The sequence below is a fragment of the Oceanicola sp. S124 genome (genome assembly GCF_000220565.1).
GTDB lineage: Bacteria > Pseudomonadota > Alphaproteobacteria > Rhodobacterales > Rhodobacteraceae > Pseudooceanicola.
The window spans coordinates 1-4,515 of record NZ_AFPM01000130.1 but is presented as its reverse complement, the minus strand read 5'-3'; the positions used below and the strand labels follow the sequence as shown (position 1 = coordinate 4,515).

Sequence of the window (4,515 nt, the reverse complement as noted above, 5' to 3'; positions counted from 1 at the left end):
AGGCTGTCGGGCAGCTTGACGATCTCGATGGCACGGGCGCGATGCGCGAGGCGGCGGATGAAGCCGCGCTCTTCCAGCGCGGTGATCAGCCGGTGGATCCCGGACTTGGAGCGCAGGTCCAGCGCTTCCTTCATCTCGTCGAAGGAGGGCGGCACCGCGTCGCGTGACATCCGCTTGTGGATGAATTCCAACAGATCAAGCTGCTTCTTGGTCAGCATAGGGCGCTCCTGCTCATGTCCTCTGGCTTCGTTCTACAGGTGTTCCTGTTTTGTGTCAATGGACTGGAACACGGGAAACGGGCGTGAAGCCGCATGCCGGGGGGACGCGGCATTCAGAACGGCAGGTAGGGCAGGATCTCGCCGGCGCGGGCGGGCGGGGCCTCGGGCGGGCGCAGGATCAGGGCGCCGGCCTCCGAGAGCAGCGACAGCAGCGAGCTGTCCTGCGAGGCCGCAGGCCGCAACCCGCCGGCGTCGAGGCGGGCGCGCATGTAGTGGGCCCGGGGGCCATTGGCGGGCAGGTCCTCAAGCAGCGGCGCCCGGGACAGGGGCGCAGGCGCGGCCGGCAGGCCCTGCAGGGCGCGCAGGACGGGCGCGACGAAGACATGGCCGCAGATCATTGCCGAGACCGGGTTGCCGGGCAGGCCGATCATCATCGCGCCCCCCATGTCGGCGCCCATGCGCCCTGCCATCAGCGGTTTGCCGGGCCGCATGGCGACCTTGTAGAAGCTCTGCTCCATCCCGAGATCGGCCGCGACACGGCCCACCAGGTCGTGATCGCCGACCGAGGCACCGCCGATGGTCACGACAAGGTCGGCGCCACGGGCCAGCGCGAAGGTGGACTCGAGCGAGGCGCGGCTGTCGCGGGCCAGCGGCAGCAGGCGCACCCGGGCGCCATGGCTGCGGAACAGCGCCTCGAGTCCGAAGGTGTTCGAGGCGACGATCTGGTCCGGCCCGGGGTCTTCGCCCGGCAGCACCAGTTCATCCCCGGTCGAGATCAGCGCCACCTCGGGGCGGCGTGCGACCGTCAGGGTCGGGGCGTTCATCGCCGCCAGCAGGGCGATATCGGCCGGGCGCAGCAGGCGGGGCGCCGAGAGGCGGTCTCCGGCGCGGAAGTCGATGCCGGCGGGGCGGATGTGGGGCCCGGCGTCCAGACTGTCGCCAAGGGTGATGCGGTCGCCCTCGCGGGTCACATCCTCTTGCAGCACCACGCGGGTGGCGCCTTCGGGGATGGGGGCGCCGGTGAAGATGCGGACCGCCTGACCGGCGCTGAGGGTGCCGTCAAAGCGATGCCCGGCGGCGCTTTCGCCGATGACGGTGAAGCTGGCGCCCACGACCGCTTCGTCCGCGATCAGCGCATAGCCATCCATGGCCGAGCCGGCAAAGGGCGGCTGATCCCGGCGCGCCACCGCATCGGCGCGCAGCACCCGGCCCGCACCCTCGCGCAGGGGCACCTCTTCGGTGCCAAGGGGCCGGGCCAGGGCGAAGAGCCGGGACAGGGCCTCGTCGACGGAAATCATTGCGCCTCGTAACGGCCCGACTTGCCGCCGTCCTTCAGCAGCAGGCGGATGGCGGCGATCTCCATCGCCTTGTCGGCTGCCTTCACCATGTCATAGACGGTCAGAGCGGCGGTCGAGACGGCGGTCAGCGCCTCCATCTCGACGCCGGTCTGGCCGGAGGTCTTCACCGTGGCCTCGATGCGCAGGCCCGGCAGGGCGTCGTCGGGGGTGATCTCGATGGCGACCTTGGTGATCGGCAGCGGATGGCAGAGCGGGATCAGCTCAGAGGTCTTCTTGGCCCCCATGATCCCGGCCAGCCGGGCGATCCCGGCCACGTCGCCCTTCTTGGCCTCGCCCGAGGTGATCAGCGCCAGCGTCTCGGGGGCCATCTTCACGTAGCCCTCGGCTACGGCCATGCGCGCGGTCACGGCCTTGTCCGACACATCGACCATATGGGCATCGCCCTTGCCGTCGAAATGGCTCAGCGCCATCACATGACCCCGCCGGTCGGCTGGGCCAGAAGCTTGCGGGTGGCACCCGCGACATCGTCCTGACGCATCAGGCTTTCGCCGATCAGGAAGCAGCGGGCGCCGAAACGGGCCATGTCGGCCAGGTCGTCCGGGCCGTGCAGCCCGCTTTCGGACACGAGGATCCGGTCCTCGGGGGCCAGCCGCGACAGGGTGCGGGTGGTGTCCAGCGAGGTCTCGAAGGTCTTCAGGTTGCGGTTGTTGATCCCCAGCAGGCGGCTGTCCAGCAGGGCAGCGCGTTCCAGCTCTTCCTGGTTGTGCACCTCGATCAGCGCATCCATGCCCCAGTCGGTTGCGGCGGCTTCAAGCTCGACCGCCTGGGCATCGCTGACCGAGGCCATGATGATCAGGATGCAGTCGGCGCCCATGGCCCGGGCCTCTGCCACCTGGTAGGTGTCATACATGAAATCCTTGCGCAGGACCGGCAGTGCGCAGGCGTTGCGGGCCAGCGGCAGGAAGTCCTTGGCGCCCTGGAACGAGGGGGTGTCGGTCAGCACCGACAGGCAGGCGGCGCCGCCTTCCTCGTAGGCCGTCGCGATCCACTCAGGGTCGAAATCCTCGCGGATCAGCCCCTTCGAGGGCGAGGCCTTCTTGACCTCGGCGATCAGCCCGTAGCCCTGGCGCGAGGCCTCGTGGAGGGCGTCGGCGAAGGGGCGGACAGGGCTGGCCTGCCTGGCCTCGGCCTCGACGTCCGCCAGCGGCTTCGCGGCCTTGTCGGCGGCGATCTCTTCCAGCTTGTAGGCCTTGATGCGGTCCAGCACGGTTTCGCTCATGAGGCGGCTCCCTTCTGCCCGGACCCCTGGCCGGTCCAGTCTATTTCGGTCTCTCCCCTCGCTCTAAGCCAGTTGTTGACCTTTGAAAATGGTTGCGAGCCGAAAAAGCCCCGGCGCGCGGAAAGCGGAGAGGGATGGGGCGAGATCATCCGCAAGTGATCCTCCCCGGCGATATAACGCGCATAGGACTGCGCGGGTTTCCCCCAGAGCAGGAAAGCGCGGGGCCGGTCCGACAGGCGTGCCATGACCTGCGCGGTCAGGGCGGACCAGCCGAGTTTCGCGTGCGCCCCGGCTTCGCCCGCCGGAACCGAGAGCGCGGTGTTCAGCAGCAGTACCCCCTGGGCGGCAAGGAAGCGCAGGTCGGCATCGGGCGGGCAGGCGCCCAGGTCCTCGACCATCTCCTTGTAGATATTGCCCAGGGACCGGGGCAGGGGCCGCACGTGGGGTTCCGCCGAAAAGGCCAGCCCGTGGGCATGGCCGGGGGTGGGATAGGGGTCCTGGCCGAGGATCACCACCCGCACCGCCTCGGGCGGGCAGGCCTCGAGCGCGGCGAAGCGTTGCGGCGCCGGGGGCAGGATCTGGCGCGTTTCCCCGGCAAGCGCCCGGGCGATCGACGGGTAGCTTTCCGAGAAGAAGGGCAGGTCGGCCCAGCCGGCGGGGGCGGCGGGCTGACTGTCGGGAAGGCCGTCGGGCAGGCTCATGAGGCGGCAGAGGTCAGCGCGGCCAGCGCCTCGATCCGGGCCCTGGCGGCGCCGCTGTCGATGCTCTCGGCAGCGATGCCGGCGCCCTCTTTCAGGTCCGAGGCGCGGCCCGCCACGACCAGTGCGGCGGCCGAGTTCAGCAGCACCGCATCGCGGTAGGCCGAGGCCTCGCCCGCCAGCAGCGCGCGCAGGGCACGGGCGTTTTCCTCGGGCTGGCCGCCGACGATGGCCTCGAAGGGGTGCTCCGGCAGGCCGGCCTCTTCGGGGTGGACCTCGAATTCACGGATCGCACCGTCCTCTTCCAGCGCCGCCACCCACGAGCGCCCCGAGATCGCCAGCTCGTCCGTGCCGTCAGAGCCATGCACCAGCCATGCCTTTTCCGAGCCGAGCGCGCCGAGCGTTTCGGCCATGGCGCGGATGATGTCCTTCGAGAAGGCGCCGGTCAGCTGGCGGCGCACCCCGGCTGGATTGGTCAGCGGCCCGAGGATGTTGAAGATCGTGCGGGTGCCCAGCTCGGCGCGGGCCGGGCCGACATGGGCCATGGCCGGGTGATGCATCGGTGCCATCATGAAGGCGATGCCGGTCTTCTCCAGCGCCTCCTCGACGATGCGGGCGCCGACCATGACGTTGATGCCCATCTGGCTCAGCGCATCCGCTGCCCCCGACTTGGACGACAGGTTGCGGTTGCCGTGCTTGGCCACCGGCACCCCGGCGCCGGCCACCACGAAGGCCGTTGCGGTCGAGATGTTCAGCGTGCCCTTGCCGTCACCGCCGGTGCCGACGATGTCCATGGCGCCTGCGGGGGCGCTGACCTTGTGGCACTTCGAGCGCATCACCGAGGCGGCGGCGGTATATTCGTCGACGGTCTCGCCCCGGGTGCGCAGGGCCATCAGGAAGCCGCCGATCTGGGCCGGGGTCGCCTCGCCCTCGAAGAGGATCTGAAAGGCCTGCGAGGCTTCCTCGCGGCTGAGGGGGCGGTCGGCGGCGGCGGCGATGAGTGGGCTTCAGGGCGTCGGACA

General features: G+C 70.1%; 6 protein-coding genes. All 6 read right to left on the bottom strand.

Going from position 1 to position 4,515, the window contains the following annotated elements; genetic code table 11:
- The coding region (locus tag OS124_RS24205) for a LexA repressor (RefSeq protein WP_010139281.1) at positions 1-218 on the bottom strand (218 nt) is incomplete at its 3' end.
- A gap of 113 nt (positions 219-331) precedes the next feature.
- Positions 332-1,516 carry a molybdopterin molybdotransferase MoeA gene (locus tag OS124_RS0109355; RefSeq protein ID WP_010139280.1) on the bottom strand — a complete coding sequence of 395 codons (1,185 nt, stop codon included), beginning with the start codon at positions 1,514-1,516 and terminating at the stop codon, positions 332-334.
- Positions 1,513-1,986, bottom strand: coding sequence for a cyclic pyranopterin monophosphate synthase MoaC (moaC, locus tag OS124_RS0109350; protein ID WP_010139279.1), 474 nt, complete (start codon positions 1,984-1,986; stop codon positions 1,513-1,515). Before moaC ends, OS124_RS0109355 begins: the two co-directional genes overlap by 4 nt.
- On the bottom strand, positions 1,986-2,795 hold the full coding sequence (gene trpC, locus OS124_RS0109345) for an indole-3-glycerol phosphate synthase TrpC (RefSeq protein WP_010139277.1): 810 nt from the start codon (positions 2,793-2,795) through the stop codon (positions 1,986-1,988). Before trpC ends, moaC begins: the two co-directional genes overlap by 1 nt.
- Positions 2,792-3,496 (bottom strand): uracil-DNA glycosylase, encoded by a 705-nt coding sequence (locus OS124_RS0109340; RefSeq protein ID WP_010139276.1) that lies wholly within the window; start codon positions 3,494-3,496, stop codon positions 2,792-2,794. Before OS124_RS0109340 ends, trpC begins: the two co-directional genes overlap by 4 nt.
- Positions 3,493-4,491 (bottom strand): anthranilate phosphoribosyltransferase, encoded by a 999-nt coding sequence (trpD, locus tag OS124_RS0109335; RefSeq protein WP_029375315.1) that lies wholly within the window; start codon positions 4,489-4,491, stop codon positions 3,493-3,495. The genes OS124_RS0109340 and trpD overlap by 4 nt, the downstream gene beginning before the upstream one ends.
- Positions 4,492-4,515: the final 24 nt, after the last annotated feature.

What these genes read in the sequence shown, in the direction of transcription:
- OS124_RS0109355 (WP_010139280.1), bottom strand. Translation starts at nt 1,516, where the DNA reads ATGATTTCCGTCGACGAGGCCCTGTCCCGGCTCTTCGCCCTGGCCCGG.
- trpC (WP_010139277.1), bottom strand. Translation starts at nt 2,795, where the DNA reads ATGAGCGAAACCGTGCTGGACCGCATCAAGGCCTACAAGCTGGAAGAG.
- OS124_RS0109340 (WP_010139276.1), bottom strand. Translation starts at nt 3,496, where the DNA reads ATGAGCCTGCCCGACGGCCTTCCCGACAGTCAGCCCGCCGCCCCCGCC.
- moaC (WP_010139279.1), bottom strand. Translation starts at nt 1,986, where the DNA reads ATGGCGCTGAGCCATTTCGACGGCAAGGGCGATGCCCATATGGTCGAT.